Genomic DNA, 17,879 nt, shown 5'->3' with positions numbered 1-17,879 from the left:
AATACGCCTCCAGTAGTGATACTGGAGGCGTGTTTGCTTTTTATTAGGATTATTGTGTATTCTGTTGATCTTCTTGATCACTATCTAGACTATTCTCACTCACGTCTTCATCTAAAAGTCCTAAATGAGTTTGCAATTCTTTCTGGAGATCATCTAATGAATCATCATCAGGTTCGAAATAATAGATGTCGTTTATATATTTATCAGCACCGGTTAATGTTAGTGAACTAATATCTGTAGAATTAAAATTCGCATATTTCTGTCTAAATGCTAATGCTTCACTTATTCTAATATTTGTTTCGACATTGTCCCCTATTTCATCTGCGATATCATCAATTTTTAGTATTGTTTTAGGTGTTGAGAGTTTTTCTATAACACCTTTAACAATTTGTTGTTGACGTTCATTTCTCCCAAAATCCCCTCGAGGATCTTTCTTCCTCATCCTTGCATAAACAAGGGCGGCTTCACCTTCTAAGTCCATTTCACCTTCTTCAAAATAAAAGGTATCCCAATCCTTATTTATGTCGTAAAAATCAAAAGGGACGTCTACCTTTACTCCGCCAAGTATATCAACAATATTAATAAAACCATTAAAGTTCACTGATACGAAATAATCAATAGGAATATCAAGGAAGTTTTCAACTGTCTCAATTGTTTGTTCCCTACCACCTAGTGAGTATGCATGGTTGATCTTAGTCTTTGATTCCCTTTGTGGTATAGAGACCCGGGTATCACGAGGTATACTAAGCATTTTCATTGATTGAGTATCAGGATTGAACGTTGCAACCATAATGGTATCAGATCTACCATGGTCATTTTCATCGGTATAGTTTTCGATACCTAATAATAAGATAGATACTGGATCAGATGATATTTGAACGGGTTTATCTCTTAAATTTGACTTGTCTCCTCGATCCATTTTTACATAAGATTCGTCTGCGGCAGTAATGGATTGATACACGAAGTATCCACCAATTCCTATAACTAATACGAACAGTAGAATAAATAAAAATAAGATAAATCTTATTACTTTTTTACCTTTTTTCCTTTTTCGCCTAACCACTCTTTTTTGAGACTGCATCTATAACTCCCCAACTCATTGTAAGATTTTTTCTTCTAAATAAGTAACAATTCCCTCTGATAGTTCGCTTTTCCCATTAGTAAGCTCTGTCATCCACTCAACAAAGGACTCCTTTTTTTCTTCCTCTACATAGGTTTCCACTTCTACGTCATTTAAGTAGTGAATGTCCTTTAATTTATAAGTGGAAGAGCGTAATTCATTTTCCACTTTTCCAAGCCATGTATAATCAATTTTTGTATGCATCACACGCATAAGTTTTCGTTCAACAATTCCGATCGAACCTAGGCCTTCTGAGACCGATTTTCCGTATGCGCGAATCAAACCACTTGCACCTAGTTTGATTCCTCCGAAATATCGTGTGACAACGACGACTGTGTCTTTTAATTTTTTCTTTTTTAACACTTCGAGCATTGGGACTCCAGCGGTTCCAGTTGGTTCACCATCATCATTTGCCTTTTGAATATGGTCATGTTCGCCAATAAGGTAGGCTGAGCAATTATGATTCGCATTATGGTGTTTCTTTTTAATTTGTTGAATAAAGCGTTGAGCCTCTTCTTCGGTTGTTACGCGCTCTGTATAACAAAGAAAACGTGATTTTTGAATAATTAATTCATGCTCTCCATAGCCTTTTACGGTATAATAATGTGAAAGCATGCCTGTACACCTCCTGACAAGCAAGCAAAAATAGAATAGCACATTATCTTATTATAAAACGACATTTTTTTTACTTCAATCGTAAATAATGTGACAAACTAAAAAGAATTGCGGAGATTTTTGTTTATTTATAGGTGAAAGCTAGGCATACCAGGATTTATCTGGTTTTTGGCGATATGTATATGAATAAATAATTTATGCAATTAATAAGTTTTGGAAGAGAATTTTTCAATTTGGCTAAAATTTTCACATTTATTATACATATATCGGAGGGAATAAGGTGAACTCCAACAAAATTGATGGCAAGGTACTAGATGAAGTTTTAGAAAAGATGGTCCATACTGTGGACGGAAGTAAAGACGAGATTTTTCAAATTGGTGAGCAGTCTCGTAAGCAGTATGAATCATTGGTTCAAGAGTTAGCAGATATTAAATTTCAAGTGAGTACTGTGATTGAAGAAGGAGATAACCTTGAGGTCCATGCAAGAATTGCTCGTAATCGACTTGCACAGGTGAGTAAGCATTTTAATGATTTTTCAGAGGAAGAAATTCGTGATGCTTATGAAAAGGCCCACAAGCTGCAAGTAGAGCTTACAATGATGCAGCAGCATGAGAAACAGCTTCGTGACCGTCGCGATGATCTAGAAAGACGTCTGCTAGGTCTGCAAGAGATCATTGAACGTTCGGAATCTCTAGTTAGTCAAATTACCGTTGTTTTAAATTATTTAAACCGGGATTTACGTCAGGTAGGGTTACTTTTAGAGGATGCCCAGCAAAAGCAGGATTTTGGCTTACGCATTATTGAGGCGCAAGAGGAGGAACGTAAGCGGGTTTCAAGAGAAATCCATGACGGTCCTGCGCAAATGCTTGCCAATGTGATGATGCGCTCAGAGTTAATCGAACGAATTTATCGTGAACGTGGTGCAGAAGAAGGGTTTAAGGAAATCCGTAGTCTCCGGCAAAATGTCCGGAACGCTTTATATGAGGTTAGAAGAATTATCTATGACTTAAGACCAATGGCGTTAGATGACTTAGGACTTATCCCGACCCTCAGAAAATACATGAACACGATCGAAGAATATAATGGAAAAACAAAAATTCATTTTGAAAGCGTTGGATGTCTGAACGATCGTAGGCTACCATCGAGATTTGAAGTGGCATTATTTCGTTTAGCACAAGAGGCGGTAACAAATTCATTAAAGCATTCTGAGGCAACAGAAGTATCTGTAAAAGTAGAAGCTGCAAAAGAAATGTTTACGATGTTGATTAAGGATAATGGTAAAGGATTTAATGTCAAAGAATTAAAGGGTAACAAAGACAAGAAATCATTTGGCATAATTGGAATGAAGGAACGAATTGATTTGTTAGAAGGAAAGATGACAATTGATTCTAAGCTTGGATTAGGGACTTTTATCATGATTCAAGTCCCATATCAAATAGGTTAATTTCTGATATAATGGTATTAAAACGTCCTAAAGGCTTATAGACGGTATAGATAGCTAAAGACAAAGATTAAATTGATGGGGAGGCGTAAACATGAAGACGAAAATCGTTATTATTGATGATCATCAGTTATTTCGTGAAGGTGTAAAACGCATTTTAGATTTTGAACCAAGCTTTGAGGTAGTCGCAGAAGGTGATGACGGAGAAGATGCATTAGGGATTGTTGAAGATCATAAGCCTGATGTAGTCATTATGGATATTAACATGCCAAAAATGAATGGTGTCGAAGCAACAAAACAGTTAATTGAAGCGAATCAAGATGCCAAAGTGATTATCTTATCGATCCATGATGATGAAAACTATGTAACACATGCATTAAAAACAGGTGCACGAGGTTACCTATTAAAAGAAATGGATGCAGATACACTGATTGAAGCAGTGAAGGTAGTCGCTGATGGTGGATCATATCTACATCCTAAGGTAACACATAACTTAGTCAATGAATTCAGACGCCTAGCAACTGCAAATGGACAAGATGCCAATTCACGTCCATTACAACCAGAAATACGTAGACCATTACATATCCTAACACGCCGTGAGTGTGAAGTACTGCAAATGCTTGCGGATGGAAAAAGCAACCGTGGAATTGGTGAAGGCTTGTTTATAAGTGAAAAAACAGTTAAAAACCATGTAAGTAACATCCTACAAAAGATGAGTGTAAATGATCGTACTCAAGCTGTTGTCTTTGCAATTAAAAGTGGTTGGGTTGAAGTTAAGTAATTCAGGACGTATACATAGGATCAGGCTCTTTTTAAAGGGTCTGATTTTTTGATGTTTAGTCATAAATCACTATGTTGTGTGAGAATTGTCGACATCCAGCGCCAGCAGGGCATGTCAAAGCCCTCGAGAAAAAGAAGATCGCTTTTTCCTAGATCCAGTCACATCAATTCGCATACGCCTTCGTAACGAATTCGCTCTTTTTAACTTCCTAATGAAATGCAATACATTATCCGTTAAAATGATAGTACACTAATAAGATATTTGTTATAAGGAAGGAATTAAACCATGAAAACGGCTGTTTTAACAGATAGTACCGCCTACATCCCCAAAGAAATACGCGAAAAGCTTGGTATTTATATGATACCACTAAGTATTAACTTCAAAACAGAAAGCTATCAAGAGGAAATAGAAATTACCGCAGAACAGTTTTACGAAGAGATAAGAGTGAAACAAGAGCTTCCAAGGACATCACAGCCTTCAGTTGGTATGTTTACACAATTATTCGAAACACTCGCTAAGGATTATGATGCTGTGATCGCTATTCACCTCTCTAGTGGTGTTAGCGGCACATATAGCGGAGCTGTTTCAGCCGGGGATATGGTTGAAAACATCAAGGTTTACCCATTCGATACAGAAATTAGCTGTATGGTCCAGGGCTTCTATGCACTTGAGGCATCAGAAATGGCCCAAAAAGGAAAATCGCCAGAAGAGATCCTCGCGCGGTTAGAGGAAATAAAGAAAACTGCACGGGCATACTTTATGGTCGATGATCTAACGAATCTCCAACGAGGCGGGCGATTAAATGGAGCACAAGCATTGATTGGAAGCTTGCTCCAAGTTAAACCAATCCTCTATTTTGATGATAAAAAAATTGTTCCATTTGAAAAGATTCGTACTCGTAAAAAGGCACTAAACAGAGTGTTTGACCTTTTTCATGAGGATGCAGAAAAAGGGGTTCCGATTCGAGCGGTAATCATTCATGCCAATCGTCCAGAAGAGGCAGTGAAAACGAAACAAGAGCTAGAAGAAAAATACCCGAATGTTGAATGCTTTATCAGCTATTTTGGTCCAGTTGTTGGAACGCATCTAGGTGAAGGGGCAATCGGTCTGGGGTGGTATAGGAAATAAGTCACAAATTGTACTATAAATTAAGAAATAAAACGAGAGGAAAGTATGGTTGTACTGGTACTTTTCTCCTTTATTTTATTCGATTTATAGACTTGGTATTTTTTATCCCTCATACTTATTTAGAACAATGTAAAGAGAGGTTTGAAGCCATAAATGAGCATAAATCCTGGAAACACGGATGAACAAAAACGAACATATCGTCATTGGACAACCCTTGAAGATCGAAGGCTGTTAGAACTACGAAATGATGGACTGAAATTCAGACAAATAGCCACACATTTATCACGTACCGCCATAAGTGTCGAAAAACGTTATCGAAAAATCCTAAGAGGTGATTGAGGTGACAAATGAGGTTTTCAATTGAAGATAATGGTTTAACTCCAACTTTTTCTTTTAAAGAGGGATTGCCAATTTCAAAGCACGGTAATCTTCCTCAGAACCCACTTAATGTAGGCTTCGAGTATTCTACTGAACTACAGCAATACCTAATTGGTAGGGAATTGCTCTTTACTGAACTTCCATTCTCTATTGAAATATTGCAAGCACATTATCAGCATGGCTACCTTAAACTAAATCATGGTATCTATCGTGATAAGGGACGGTTGCTTTGTAAGCGGTGCAATAATAGCCAGACCTCGCTTTTTGCTCATTTTTCCTGTGCGCGCTGTGGTGAACAGCAGTGTTATTACTGTCGAGGCTGTATGATGATGGGGCGAATTAGTGAGTGCACGCCTTTATATAGTTGGGTGGGACCTATGTTAAATGATCATTCTCCTGCAATGTTAAACTGGGAAGGTGAACTATCTCAAGGACAGGGATATGCATCTGAACAAGTAGTAAACGCGATGGAACAAAGCAATGAGCTGTTAGTTTGGGCAGTTTGTGGGGCTGGAAAAACTGAAGTATTGTTTAACGGAATTGAATACGGCTTACAAAACAGGAAAAAAATCTGTATTGCCACACCACGCACCGATGTTGTCCTAGAATTATCCCCACGACTAAGAAATGTATTCCCAACCACAGCAATCACTGCCTTATATGGTGGAAGTGAAGAAAACAATCAGCCTGCCTCCTTATATCTCTCAACCACACACCAGCTCTTACGATTTAGAGATGCGTTTGATACGATCATTGTCGATGAAGTAGACGCGTTTCCGTACTCGATAGACCACTCGCTGCAATACGCCGTAGAAAAAGCACGAAAACCAGCTAGTTCCCTCATTTACTTAACAGCGACCCCTTCAAAGCAATGGAAAAAAGAAGTAAGGCAAAACAAAAGAAAGGCTGTAAAAATCCCTGCCCGTTACCACGGTTGTCCTTTGCCAAGTCCGAGATTCACTTGGTGTGGGAATTGGCATAAGGGACTTAAGCAAGGCAAGTTTCCAAAAGTTATGACTACTTGGATTTCAAAGCAGCTACAAACGAAGAAACAGGCGTTTCTATTTGTGCCTTCGATCTTGGTGATTGATCAAGTAGTAGAATTATGTAAGCAGTTTGACGAGAGAATTGTCGGTGTCCATTCAGAAGATCCGGATAGGAAGGAGAAGGTGGCTAGTTTCCGTAAAGGTGAGATTCCAATCATTATCACCTCAACGATCTTAGAACGAGGGGTCACGATAGCGAATAGTGATGTCGCTGTGCTTGGTAGTGAGGATGAAATCTTCAACGAAAGTGCCCTTGTTCAAATATCTGGCCGTGTTGGCAGAAGTGCCGACTATCCAACCGGTGAGATCACCTTCTTCCATTATGGAAAAACAGAGGCGATGCTTGATGCGAAACGACACATTCTAGACATGAATGAAACAGCAAGAAATAGTGACAATTTAACCAATAAGTAGGTTATCGCTTCCTGATAAACCCTGTTTATGGCATAATAAAGAAAATTGTTGCTTTTGCAAAGCTGGGAGATCGACTAAATGATCATTAATGCAATGGAACGAATCATGAAAGATTTATTGGACGAGTATAAAAATCGTCTACAGTTAACTTGTACATGTGATGAATGTTTAGACGACATCCTTGCACTTACATTAAATAAAACAAAACCACATTATGTGACGAACGAAGATAAAATCATGTATATTAAAGCACAATTCATAGATAAACAAGAAATGACCTCACTGTTAGTCAAACTTGCTGAATGCGCTAAACTAGTCTCAGACAAACCGTTATGTAAAAATTTTTTGAATAGGGGATGATTGCATTCGCCTGTCTTATTTGTCATCAAGAAATCCCTCCAAAAGTCGCTTGGTCAAGCCTACTATTGTTAAAAGAAGAAAACACTTGTGATGACTGTTACCAATCGTTCAAGAAAGTAACAGGTCCAACATGCCCAAGCTGCTGTCGGCCTCAAGAAACGAATGATCGTTGCAGTGATTGCAAACTCTGGAACGAGAACCAGCTGTGGAAGGACATACTCGATAAAAATATGTCGATTTTCGAATATAATGAAGCGATGAAGGAAGTCTTAGCTACCTTTAAATTTCGTGGCGATGCTGCCATAGTTAATGTTTTCAAAAAAGAGCTAGAGACAATCTATAAAAAACAACTCACATCTATGAAGTTCGACTATTTGATCCCAATCCCCTTAAGTAAAGAACGTTTATATGAAAGAGGCTTTAACCAAGCAAAGCTGCTTGCCGACTTTCTTCCACTACCACAACTAGATATTCTCCAAAGAACCGACCATGAAAAACAATCCAAAAAGTCTCGTCATGAAAGAATAACTGCAACAAATGTGTTTTCTGTCAGTGAACCCATTAAAATAATAGATAAGAATATTTTATTGATCGATGATATCTACACGACAGGAACAACACTTCGTCACGCTGGAAAGCTACTTATGGAATCCGGAGCAGTGAAAATATCCTCGTTAACATTAATTAGAAGTTAAAGATATAGGATGGATGCCGATATAATAGGTAGACAATAAACCGATAGGAGAATGAAAATGGGAGAATTATCAAACTGCCCAAAATGTAATACCTTGTTTGTGCAAACACAATTTCGTTCAGTATGTGATGCTTGTTACAAAAAAGAAGAAACAGCTTATGAAACAGTCTTTAAATTTTTACGTAAACGAGAAAACCGTAAAGCGTTATTGCATGAAGTCGTAGAAGCAACAGGTGTAGCTGAGGAGTTAATTCTGAAATTTATTCGAAATGGGAGAATCCAGCTCTCCAACTTTCCCAACCTTGGCTATCCATGTGAGAAATGTGGTAAGGTGATTAGAGAAGATCGATTATGTGAAAGCTGTAAAACGGATATTCATAAGCAATTGAATCAAATGGATCAGGTAGAAAAGATTAGTGAACGGAATAAAAGTCAAGAAAACCAAGCAACTTTCTACTCCCAAAGTACTAAAAAATAGAATTTCACTAAAAATAAATCAAAACTAGCCGATATAGAGTATATAAAATTGCACACGCAGCTAAACGAAGGTGAGGGATACTTCTTGAAAATCAATAATGTTGGTTCAATGGGTGTAAACCCGTACAAACGTAACGTAGATAAAAATACTGCAACAGAACAAAAACCACAAACGAAAGCAGATAAAGTAGAGATTTCTTCAAAAGCGATTGATCTACAACAAACAAATGATGTTTCAAAAGCAAGACAGGAAAAAGTTCAAGCACTGAAAACACAGTTAGAAAGTGGAAATTATACGATCGATCCGAAGGCGATAGCGACTGGACTGGTTAACTTTTATAAAAAATAAGGTCTCACAAGGTGAACATGGAGGGTTATGAATGTCAGCAGGAAATTTAATTGGAACACTTGAAAAGCTATTACAACTTCATCAAAATCTCCATAATGTAGCCCTTCAGAAAACGGAAGTCTTGAAGAGTGAGAATGTAAATGAATTAAATGAGTTAGTAAAAAAAGAACAAATGTATATAAAAGCAATCAAGCAAGTCGAAGAAGAACGGATTGTCCACACCGTTCAATTTCTTGAAACAGAAGAGGAATTAACATTAACGGCTTGTATTGAAAAAGCTGTTGGAGAAGAGAAGGGAAAATTACAAGTTATTGCAAAAAAATTCTCCGAAACGATGGCTAAGTTAAAGGATGCGAATCAGTTAAACAAAGAACTGACCAAGCAAGCGCTCCAGCTTACAGCGATTACGCTTGATATGATCATGCCTCAAGAAAAGGATTTTAATTATAATAAACCAGCTGAGAATACGAAGGAAATGAAACGCAGATCTTTCTTCGACTCACAAGCTTAAAGTAAGGAGGAAACAAATTGCGCTCAACTTTTATGGGATTAGAAACAGCAAGACGTGGGATGTTCGCACAACAAAGTGCACTTCATACTACAGGTAACAACATTTCAAATGCCAACACACCTGGTTATACACGTCAACGTGTAAACTTTCAGAGTACTGAGTCGTATCCATCTCTAGGACTAAACCGTCCGCAACTCCCGGGACAAATGGGAACAGGAGTCGAGGCAGGAAGTGTCCAACGTATACGTGATAGCTTTCTTGATACGCAATATCGATCAGAAAATAATAAACTAGGATATTGGGAATCAAGAGCTAGTGCTCTTGAGAAGATGGAAGAGATTATGAATGAACCTTCAGAAACAGGTTTATCTAATTCATTAGATCGTTTTTGGCAATCACTTCAGGATTTAGCGTTGGATCCAACAAATTCAGGTGCTCGTTCTGTAGTTCGTGAACGAGGAAAAGCTGTTGCAGAAACATTTAACTATTTATCAACTTCGCTTAAATCAGTGCAAGATGATTTGAAAAATGAATTAGATGTTTCTATTAAAGAAATCAATTCAGTAGCAAACCAACTAAATAACATAAATAAACAAATTTCAGAAATTGAACCTAATGGATATTTACCAAATGACTTATATGATGAACGTGATCGTCTTCTTGATCAATTATCATCGTTAGCAAATATTAAAGTGACGAACAATCCATCTGGAGGAAATGCATTAAAAATTGCAGAAGGAACAGTTTCGGTTGAAATTGTAGATGACAATGGTAAAAGTCTTGGAACACTAGTTGATGCAAAACGACAATGGGTCAATGAATTGAGTGTTAGTTATCAACAGATACAAGGGGAAAATGGTCAGCTAAAGGATGGACTTGTACAAGCTGTTAATATTGGCAGTAAAGAAATTAAAATCATGGATTTTAATAGTGCTGGAAAAATCAGTAGTTTAATTGATTCATATGGTTTTGAAGATGGTACTGATTATGGCGGAGGTTTATATCCAAATATGCTTAAAGACTTGGATACGATGGCATTTAAATTTGCAACAGAGTTTAATGCAGTTCATAGTGCAGGATGGACCCTTAATGATTATGTTGATAATAGTCCTAAAGCTGAAAATGATAAAAGTAAAATTGATTTCTTTTCTATTGGAACTGAATCGAAAGATGCTGCAAGTCTAATAAGTATCTCAGATGAAATCGATGAATCTACTGATAATATAGCAACAGGCTTCAAAGATGGTGATGTATTACCTGAAATCGGTAATGGAAATAATGCAATAAAGTTAGCTGAAGTTAAAAATATGACTTTCAATGACATCGGTGGAGATCAAACAACTTTACAAAATTTTTATGAAGGTGTTATTGGTGGAATGGCTGTAAATGCCCAAGAAGCGGAAAGATTAACTTCAAATAGTAATGTATTACGTGATTCGGTTGACCAAAGAAGACAGTCAGTAAGTGCAGTTTCTCTTGATGAAGAAATGACAAATATGATTCAATTCCAGCATGCATATAATGCATCAGCGAAAATGATCTCTCTGCAAGATGAGCTCTTAGATACGATAATAAATGGAATGGGAATATAACTTAGAAAAGGTAGGTGAAAAATATGCGTGTTACACAAAGTATGTTAGCAAGTAATTCGTTGAGAAACTTAAGTAACAGTTATTCAAATCTAGGGAAATATCAGGAACAATTAGCAACTGGAAAGAAAATCAGTCGCCCTTCTGATGACCCAGTGGTTGCAATTAAAGGGATGTTTTACCGAACCAATTTATCAGAGGTTGAACAATATCAACGGAATTTAAATGAGGCGAATACATGGATGGAGAATTCTGAAGCTGGTATTGAGCATGCTAATCAAATTGTCCAACGTGTTAGGGAACTACTAGTAAAAGGAAATAATGAAACAAATAGTGCGGAGGATTTAAAATCTATAGGTGTAGAAATTGCTGAGTTAAAAGAGGATTTAATGGGTGTTGCTAATACTCAAGTAGCTGGAAAATATATTTATAATGGAACAGAAACGCATACGGCACCAATACAAGATCCGGTTCAATTGGATGCAAATGGGGATTACGAATATACAATGAATAATGCGAAATTTGGAGTTGAAGTTTCAAAAGGAGTACAACTTCAGGTTAATATTGATGCAAATAATGTATTCGGTAAAGACATCATGAATACGATAAAGGATATTGAAGATGCACTGAATGGTGGCTCTCTTCATGTTGATGCTAATGGTGATGAAGTTCGATTAGGCGATGAGCTTCTTGAAAAACTAGATGAACAAATTGGTCACCTTTCAGCAGAACGATCAGGGCTAGGTGCACGATATAACAGACTTGAATTAGTGGAGTCTAGATTAGGAGACCAAGAAGTAATTGCGAATCGAATATTATCTGATAATGAAGATGCTGATATCGAACGTGTTATCACTAACCTCACTATTCAAGAAAGTATTCACCGTGCATCACTTGCTGTTGGTTCAAAAATCATTCAGCCCTCTTTAATAGACTTTTTACGATGAGCTATCTTCCTTTGTGGGATAGCTTTTTTACTAGGAGTGATGAGAACATGCAAATTCCTCAAATTAGACTTGATAGTACAACGGGACAAATCGGAATACAAACAAACAATGCAGTAAATAATATTAAGCAACCTAAAGCGAGTCTTTCAATAGAACAACCTAAAGCAGACATCCAAATAAATACAACCCAATCAAAATTAACAATTGACCAATCTGAGGCTAGAGTTGATATGGATTTAAAATCGATATCAAGAAGAATAGAGGAGTTCGCTCAGAAGGGAAAGAGGGATTGGTTGGCCGGTCTAGCCCGTCGTGCGCAACAAGGAGATCAATTAATGAAAATTGAAAATCCCGGAAATCCAATTGCGACTCAGGCTAAACTAAATAGTCAAAAGCCAATGAAGGAATTTGGCATGGGTTTTATTCCTTCCCCAGGTAGTGTGAAGGTTCATTACCAACCAGCTGAGGTAGAAGTAAATGTAGGTCAAAATAAACCAAACGTTAGTGTTAGAGTAAATAAACCAATTTTCGATTATCAAGCGGGTAATGTTGATATTTATGTGCAAAGAAGAAATAACTTGAATATTGATTTTGAAATGATTGATATTAAGGCATAATAGTGTTAAGGATGGTGACCTATGGAAATACAAACGAAGTATCATGGTCTACTAATGATAGAAGAAGCGGAATTTATTCATTTTGAGAATGGTATCCCAGGGTTTTTAGAAGAAAAAAAGTTTATTCTCTTACCGTTTGATAAGGAATCTCCCTTTATGATTATGCAATCATTGAGCACACCTGAACTTGGTTTTGTTGTTGTTAATCCATTTTTATTCTTTCAAGATTACGAGTTTGAATTACATGACAATGACAAAGAGGTACTTAGAATAACATCAGAAGAGGATATTCAAATTTTAACGATCCTAACAATCAAAGATCCTTTTAGTGAATCAACAGCAAACCTTCAAGCTCCGATTATTGTAAATCAAAATAAAAAAGTGGCCAAACAACTAATCTTAAATAATACGAAGTACACACCAAGACATAAGATCATTCAAAATAGCATTCAAAAGTAGGAGGTGGAAGTATGCTTGTCTTAACACGAAAAGTAGGAGAAACAATTCAAATTGGTCATCAAATTGAATTAACTGTATTATCTGTTCAGGGTGATCAAATCAAACTAGGAATTAATGCTCCAAAGGATATTGAAATACACCGAAAAGAGATTTACTTAACCATACAAGAATCAAATAATGAAGCTGCTTCCATCAGTAAAAATTTACTTGATCAAATGAAAAATAGCAATTTTAGACCTTAGGTTGACGCTTAGGGTCTTTATTTATTTATATGTAAGAGGAAATAGCAATTCTTATATTTTACATTCAATAGTAATCAGATTAAACAAAGACTATTTAATAGAAATAAAGCCCTTCATAAATTTTCCTGTAAACTATTTTAATATTTCTTTAAAAAACTATTAAACATCTCTTAATTGAGTCGATAATAATAGTGTAAGGAAGAAACACAAAATGGCGGCCGACAATGCGTGTTCCTTTCATAAAAAACTTTCATTCACATGGATGTGAATGAGCCTAAATTCAAGGAGGAAAACAAAAATGAGAATTAATCACAATATCGCGGCGTTAAACACACACCGTCAATTAACGAGTGCTTCAAATGCACAATCTAAATCAATGGAGAAACTATCTTCAGGTCTTCGTATCAACCGTGCTGGTGACGATGCTGCTGGATTAGCAATCTCTGAAAAAATGCGTGGACAAATCCGTGGGTTAGAAATGGGTTCGAAAAACGCACAAGATGGTATCTCTTTAATTCAAACTGCTGAAGGTGCACTAAACGAGACACACTCAATCCTTCAACGTATGCGTGAACTAGCAGTTCAATCTTCAAATGATACTAACACTGATACTGATCGTACAGAGCTTCAAAAAGAAATGGATCAGTTAGTGGAAGAAATTGATCGTATTGCAAATACAACTGAGTTTAACACTAAGAAATTGTTGAATGGTGAATTGAGTGGGGTAAATTCTGAAGTTCAATCCACTACGTTCAATGAAGTTTCTGATAGTGCTGTATTTAGTGGTATTTCTGCTGCTGTTACAACTATTACAGAAGATAATACTTATAACGTAAAAATCACATCAGCTAATACAGGCGCTGCAACATTCACAGTTAATGTTGTGGATGCAAGTGGTGTTGCAACTAATATCGAAGTGGCTGCTGCTGGTGGTGCAGTTACGATCGGTGAAGCAAGTGTTACTTTCGGCGCTTTGACTAGTGACTCAATTGGCGAAGAAGCAACATTTACAACACGTGCAGCAGTTGCTGATTTAGAGGATGCTTCACTAACGTATCAAATTGGTGCAAACTCTTCTCAAACAATGAAAGTATCAATTGAGAATATGAGTTCATCTGCATTACATGTTGACGGTGTTAATGTAAGTAGTTCACAAGCTGCAGAAGCATCTATTTCTTCTATTAACAAAGCTATTGAGGATGTATCTTCACAACGTTCTAAATTAGGTGCATTCCAAAACCGTTTAGATCACACTATTAACAACTTAGGTACATCTGCTGAAAACTTAACAGCTGCTGAATCTCGTGTACGTGACGTTGACATGGCTAAAGAAATGATGGAGTCTACTAAAAATGGTATTCTTTCTCAAGCTGCACAAGCTATGCTTGCTCAAGCTAACCAACAACCACAAGGTGTTCTTCAATTACTTCAATAATTGAATGTTTAGTAAATTTATATAAGGACCGGCTAATTAAATTAGCTGGTCTTTTTTAAGAAGGGGATAATATGGATACAAAGTTAATTGAACTGAAAACTTCACTAAAAGATTTATTACAGAATTTAGTTTCTCGAATTGGTTATATCTGTATTGATTTAGAAAATGAAGAAGAATCTGAACGTTTAAAATTCTGGCTTGAGGATCTCTCTATATTAACAGAGACTATTATTCTATTGTCTCAAAAAAAGATAATTGATTTTGATATAGACTTGTTTAATGAAAAAGCTGATATGCTTCTTGATAAGGTTGAGGAAGGTGACTATTTATTTGTTTGTGACTTTTTACAATTTGAAATAAAACCTTTACTTTCCTATTGGGATGAGATGGTTACAAATGACTAAAATATTAAGTGTTTGTATGATTGTCAAGGATGAGGCAGAGAATTTAAGAAGGTGTTTAGACAGTTTAAAACCATTATTACTTCAAGATTATGTTGAACTTATCATTGTAGACACAGGCTCAACTGATTGTACTATTGAGATTGCAAAAGAGTATACAGAAAAGGTTTATTTCCATCAATGGAACGGTAATTTTTCTGACATGAGAAATGTTTCTATTTCTTTTGCTACAGGTGATTGGATTTTTATAATTGATGCAGATGAGGAACTTGAATCACCGCATGAGCTTATCTCGTTAATAATGAATCCAAAGCTGAATCGCTTTAACACCGTTAGAATTAGAGAGAAAAATTTATTATCATTAAAAACGAATAAATACGTTTATCATGTTCAAGAACGATTGTTTCGGAATGATGGAACGTTTCAATATAGAGGAACCATTCATAATCAACCAATTTTTAAGCATCCAATATTGATTGCAGATATATGGTTGATGCATTATGGGTATGATAATGAAAACAAGGATTTGATGGAGAAGAAATTCAAACGAACAGCAGGAATGTTAAAGAAAGAACTTGAAAAAGATCCTGAACGTATATATTACCGTTTTCAGTTAGCTCGTTCGTACATGATGCATGGTGACTATGTTGATGCTTTAGAAGAAATCACAAAAGCATATCAATCGATGAAAGAACAAGATGAAAAATTAATTGTCCATAAATACTATGTATTTGGTGAATATGCACGTATATCCTTAAATGCAAAAAAATATGAACAGGTTATTGAGGTTTGTAAGGAAGGTCTATATTATAACGAAAATTATGTAGATTTATATTATTACATGGGTCATTCATATTTATCATTAGAAAATTATGAAAAAGGTAAAGAATATTTAGAACAGTACCTACATTACTATGAAAAATATAATAACGGAGAGTTGAACTTATCCACTTTTACTGCTGTTGAGATGTATGCGTTAGATGAAAATTCATTCCAAAGTACATTGGAACGACTCGTCAATATTTTATATAAAGATAAAACACTGGGTTTTAAATTAGATGAATACCAAAGATGGTTGAATACATTTGAGAATAATATGCTTAGGTTTAAATTACTTATTCAGTTATTATGTATTAACAGAGAATTTGAGATTATATTTAATTTATACCATAGTATAGATGGAAAAGATCAACTTTCATTTGTGAACATTTTTGAAAAATATAAAAAGGATCTTAAAGAAGATGAAAAGAAACAAGTAGAATCTATATTTTCCACTAATGTGGATGCTTACGGTTTATTAAATAGTATTCGTATTGCTGAAGAACGAAGTAATTTATTAATAGATTTTATAAATCACTATAATCTAATTGATTTTACTGATGAAGTTATAATAGAATTTGTAAATTTAATATTAGAAGGTAAGTTATTAAATAGATTTTTTAAGACATTAGACAGTTTTACAGTTAAGAAGATTGTTAAGGTATTGATCGATAAGGAAGATAAAAAGGAGTACTTTTTAGAGAGTTTACGAAATGAATTTAAATTTAATGATTTTCAAGGTAATAGGGTATATATAGCGATAGCAAATGTTCTGCTTCTAACTATAGTTGAAGAAGATGAGAATAAACAAAATTTAAATAAAATAAATGATATCTTCAATTTATATATTGAAAAGGGATTAGAATATATTAAATATATGTATAACAAAGAGAGAATTCGGTTGACTTATAATACTTTTGTGAATAAAGAGGAAAAGTTTTTTGCATTAATATACCTAGCAAATGATAGACTTCAAAAAGGTGACATACGAAATTATAATAAAATTGTGTTAGAGGCTGCTATTGAATATCCATATTTATCAAGTTTGTTTAAATCGTATGTATCAGAAATATTGTCTGAATATTAACAGAAATATATCCTCTCATCTTAATAAAAAAATGAATTTGTTTAATTTAAAATTTATAGATCTTTTGTTTTGATATTTTACCTATTATGTCATGTGAATTTAATATACTCCTGACGTCCTTAATAAAGGAGAAGAGAATTATATGATTTCTGAAGAAAATGTAAAGAGGAAAATAATGATTTTTGAATTATTAAATATAATAAGAAGTAAGATAGATGTCGCAGAAACCTTTAAGCTGCATATTATAAATACTATGATTGATAACATTCTAAAAATTAAGGGAATGTTGGAATATTCATATTAAGCTTAGATATGAGGAAAAATTGTTCAATCATTCTCTTATGCCAGAAGCTGAATTAAGAGCACTTCAAAAAGAAATGCCCGATCTTAAGGAGGAAAATGAAATCTTTAAAATGGAGATGCACTACTTCGCGAAAAGCCCTCAGTAAAGTATGAACTCATACATGAAGACCGCTCCCGACGAATGTACGGAAAATCCACAGCTTGATTTCACCTTCATAAAAAAGTTTAAATTCCTAATTTGAACTTTTCTATGAAGGCCACCAAGCGAAAGCGTGGTAGAAATCTGCGTCAATTTTCTTGACATATCAATTGTGATAACGACAGTTTCAGGTAAACGTTCTCGTTTCGGGGCAATGAAAAATAAGATTATTGTATGCTTTATCGGTAAGTGTAAATAGTGCAGAAAATATAACCGCTTCTAAATCCCGAATTCGAGATAAAGATATAGCAAAAGAAATGATGAATAAAAAAAAACTCAATTCTTTCTCAAACTGCACAAGCTATCCAGCTATCATAGAAAGTACTACAACTTCTTAACTCGTCCTAAAAAAAGTCGCATAACTCTAATCAATGGCTAAAGATACATAGCCATGATTAGAGTTTTTTCTATATATATAATACTTAAATTTTATATATAATCCAATTTAATAATATTAAAAACTATTA

21 protein-coding genes are annotated in these 17,879 nt (G+C 35.2%); 19 read left to right on the top strand and 2 right to left on the bottom strand.

Features of this window, described 5'->3' with window-relative positions:
* Nucleotides 1-49 precede the first annotated feature (49 nt).
* A complete protein-coding gene (locus tag AC6CHR_RS13805) occupies nucleotides 50-1,081 on the bottom strand; it encodes an LCP family protein (protein WP_498249510.1) in 1,032 nt (343 codons plus the stop codon).
* Between the two features lie 15 nt (nucleotides 1,082-1,096).
* Nucleotides 1,097-1,735: a YigZ family protein gene (locus tag AC6CHR_RS13800; protein WP_498249509.1), complete on the bottom strand. Its 639-nt coding sequence runs from the start codon at nucleotides 1,733-1,735 to the stop codon at nucleotides 1,097-1,099.
* A gap of 280 nt (nucleotides 1,736-2,015) precedes the next feature.
* On the opposite strand from AC6CHR_RS13800, the gene degS reads away from it, so the two are divergent.
* The 19 genes from degS (at nucleotide 2,016) to AC6CHR_RS13705 (ending at nucleotide 17,750) form a co-directional block, all read left to right on the top strand.
* Nucleotides 2,016-3,179 carry a two-component sensor histidine kinase DegS gene (gene degS / locus AC6CHR_RS13795; RefSeq protein ID WP_498249508.1) on the top strand — a complete coding sequence of 388 codons (1,164 nt, stop codon included), beginning with the start codon at nucleotides 2,016-2,018 and terminating at the stop codon, nucleotides 3,177-3,179.
* A gap of 91 nt (nucleotides 3,180-3,270) precedes the next feature.
* The gene (locus AC6CHR_RS13790; RefSeq protein WP_498249507.1) at nucleotides 3,271-3,957 is read left to right on the top strand and encodes a response regulator; all 687 of its coding nucleotides are present in this window, start codon (nucleotides 3,271-3,273) and stop codon (nucleotides 3,955-3,957) included.
* A 285-nt stretch (nucleotides 3,958-4,242) separates the two neighbouring features.
* Nucleotides 4,243-5,085, top strand: a complete 843-nt coding sequence (locus AC6CHR_RS13785) for a DegV family protein (RefSeq protein WP_498249506.1) — start codon at nucleotides 4,243-4,245, stop codon at nucleotides 5,083-5,085.
* Between the two features lie 153 nt (nucleotides 5,086-5,238).
* Nucleotides 5,239-5,424 carry an SANT/Myb-like DNA-binding domain-containing protein gene (locus tag AC6CHR_RS13780; RefSeq protein ID WP_498249505.1) on the top strand — a complete coding sequence of 62 codons (186 nt, stop codon included), beginning with the start codon at nucleotides 5,239-5,241 and terminating at the stop codon, nucleotides 5,422-5,424.
* Nucleotides 5,425-5,432: 8 nt separating this feature from the next.
* Nucleotides 5,433-6,923, top strand: a complete 1,491-nt coding sequence (locus AC6CHR_RS13775; protein ID WP_498249504.1) for an ATP-dependent helicase ComFA — start codon at nucleotides 5,433-5,435, stop codon at nucleotides 6,921-6,923.
* A 78-nt stretch (nucleotides 6,924-7,001) separates the two neighbouring features.
* Nucleotides 7,002-7,283, top strand: coding sequence for a late competence protein ComFB (comFB, locus tag AC6CHR_RS13770; RefSeq protein ID WP_498249503.1), 282 nt, complete (start codon nucleotides 7,002-7,004; stop codon nucleotides 7,281-7,283).
* Complete coding sequence (locus AC6CHR_RS13765) at nucleotides 7,280-7,978, top strand: ComFC family protein (RefSeq protein WP_498249502.1); 699 nt, start codon at nucleotides 7,280-7,282, stop codon at nucleotides 7,976-7,978. Before comFB ends, AC6CHR_RS13765 begins: the two co-directional genes overlap by 4 nt.
* A 57-nt stretch (nucleotides 7,979-8,035) precedes the next feature.
* Entirely contained in the window at nucleotides 8,036-8,455 is a 420-nt protein-coding gene (locus AC6CHR_RS13760) for a TIGR03826 family flagellar region protein (RefSeq protein ID WP_498249501.1), read from the top strand.
* 84 nt (nucleotides 8,456-8,539) lie between these two features.
* Complete coding sequence (flgM, locus tag AC6CHR_RS13755) at nucleotides 8,540-8,803, top strand: flagellar biosynthesis anti-sigma factor FlgM (RefSeq protein ID WP_498249500.1); 264 nt, start codon at nucleotides 8,540-8,542, stop codon at nucleotides 8,801-8,803.
* Nucleotides 8,804-8,834: 31 nt separating this feature from the next.
* Nucleotides 8,835-9,314 carry a flagellar protein FlgN gene (locus tag AC6CHR_RS13750; RefSeq protein ID WP_498249499.1) on the top strand — a complete coding sequence of 160 codons (480 nt, stop codon included), beginning with the start codon at nucleotides 8,835-8,837 and terminating at the stop codon, nucleotides 9,312-9,314.
* A gap of 17 nt (nucleotides 9,315-9,331) precedes the next feature.
* Entirely contained in the window at nucleotides 9,332-10,906 is a 1,575-nt protein-coding gene (flgK, locus tag AC6CHR_RS13745) for a flagellar hook-associated protein FlgK (protein ID WP_498249498.1), read from the top strand.
* Nucleotides 10,907-10,929: 23 nt separating this feature from the next.
* On the top strand, nucleotides 10,930-11,850 hold the full coding sequence (flgL, locus tag AC6CHR_RS13740) for a flagellar hook-associated protein FlgL (RefSeq protein ID WP_498249497.1): 921 nt from the start codon (nucleotides 10,930-10,932) through the stop codon (nucleotides 11,848-11,850).
* A gap of 47 nt (nucleotides 11,851-11,897) precedes the next feature.
* Entirely contained in the window at nucleotides 11,898-12,467 is a 570-nt protein-coding gene (locus tag AC6CHR_RS13735) for a DUF6470 family protein (RefSeq protein ID WP_498249496.1), read from the top strand.
* Nucleotides 12,468-12,488: 21 nt separating this feature from the next.
* Nucleotides 12,489-12,926: a flagellar assembly protein FliW gene (gene fliW / locus AC6CHR_RS13730; protein WP_498249495.1), complete on the top strand. Its 438-nt coding sequence runs from the start codon at nucleotides 12,489-12,491 to the stop codon at nucleotides 12,924-12,926.
* A gap of 11 nt (nucleotides 12,927-12,937) precedes the next feature.
* Nucleotides 12,938-13,168 (top strand): carbon storage regulator CsrA, encoded by a 231-nt coding sequence (csrA, locus tag AC6CHR_RS13725; RefSeq protein WP_498249494.1) that lies wholly within the window; start codon nucleotides 12,938-12,940, stop codon nucleotides 13,166-13,168.
* A gap of 298 nt (nucleotides 13,169-13,466) precedes the next feature.
* Entirely contained in the window at nucleotides 13,467-14,603 is a 1,137-nt protein-coding gene (locus AC6CHR_RS13720; RefSeq protein WP_498249493.1) for a flagellin N-terminal helical domain-containing protein, read from the top strand.
* A 71-nt stretch (nucleotides 14,604-14,674) separates the two neighbouring features.
* Nucleotides 14,675-15,007: a DUF8042 domain-containing protein gene (locus tag AC6CHR_RS13715; RefSeq protein ID WP_498249492.1), complete on the top strand. Its 333-nt coding sequence runs from the start codon at nucleotides 14,675-14,677 to the stop codon at nucleotides 15,005-15,007.
* Nucleotides 15,000-16,910, top strand: a complete 1,911-nt coding sequence (locus AC6CHR_RS13710) for a glycosyltransferase (RefSeq protein ID WP_498249491.1) — start codon at nucleotides 15,000-15,002, stop codon at nucleotides 16,908-16,910. The genes AC6CHR_RS13715 and AC6CHR_RS13710 overlap by 8 nt, the downstream gene beginning before the upstream one ends.
* A 672-nt stretch (nucleotides 16,911-17,582) precedes the next feature.
* Nucleotides 17,583-17,750, top strand: a complete 168-nt coding sequence (locus AC6CHR_RS13705) for a hypothetical protein (protein ID WP_498249490.1) — start codon at nucleotides 17,583-17,585, stop codon at nucleotides 17,748-17,750.
* Nucleotides 17,751-17,879: the final 129 nt, after the last annotated feature.

The sequence above is a fragment of the Metabacillus sp. GQ13 genome, assembly GCF_059758525.1.
This window is presented reverse-complemented; position numbering and strand designations above follow the sequence as displayed.